The sequence below is a fragment of the Bergeriella denitrificans NBRC 102155 genome (genome assembly GCF_001592185.1).
Lineage (GTDB): Bacteria > Pseudomonadota > Gammaproteobacteria > Burkholderiales > Neisseriaceae > Neisseria > Neisseria denitrificans.
On sequence record NZ_BCWL01000390.1, the window covers coordinates 1 to 538 of the forward strand.

1 protein-coding gene is annotated in these 538 nt (G+C 63.9%); it reads right to left on the reverse strand.

Annotated elements, in window-relative coordinates; genetic code table 11:
• Positions 1-538: baseplate J/gp47 family protein (locus tag BDE01S_RS10960; RefSeq protein WP_174520395.1), on the reverse strand; the 538-nt coding region annotated here is incomplete at both ends.

The following is a 538-nucleotide window of genomic DNA, read 5'->3' on the forward strand; positions in this document are numbered from 1 at the left end:
TTCGGCGTCGAGCGTGTAATCCACCGCCATCGGTGCGGCCACCGTAACCGTATCGCACAGGGGGCGGCGGCGTTCGGCGGACAAGGCTTCGCGCACTTGGTTCAATAATTCTTCAGACGGCATGCCGGTTTTGGTCAGCACGGTTACGCGCACCTGCCCGCCGACCGGTTGGCCGTCTGAAGTTTCGGGGTTGTCGACGAACACGTCGCAGATGGTTTGGTTGACGGCGCGGGCGAAATACTCGTATGCGCCCACGGGTCCGGCCACGCTGAAACTTTCGGGGGCAAGCAGAATGCGTTTGCGGTAGGCTTCGTCGTCTTCCATATCCGCGCCGCCCGCGGACACGCTGATGTTGGCGGCTTTGATTTCCACCCCTGCCACGGGCTGCACGGCCAAGCTGTTGATTTGCCCGGCCGACCAGCCGTTGCCGACTACGCCGCTTTGGGTGCAGACGGCTTCCACCGATACCGCGGGGCGTTCGGCGGTCAATACCGCCGCTTCTTCGGTGGCAAACGCCACGTCGCCCGCCGAGACCAGT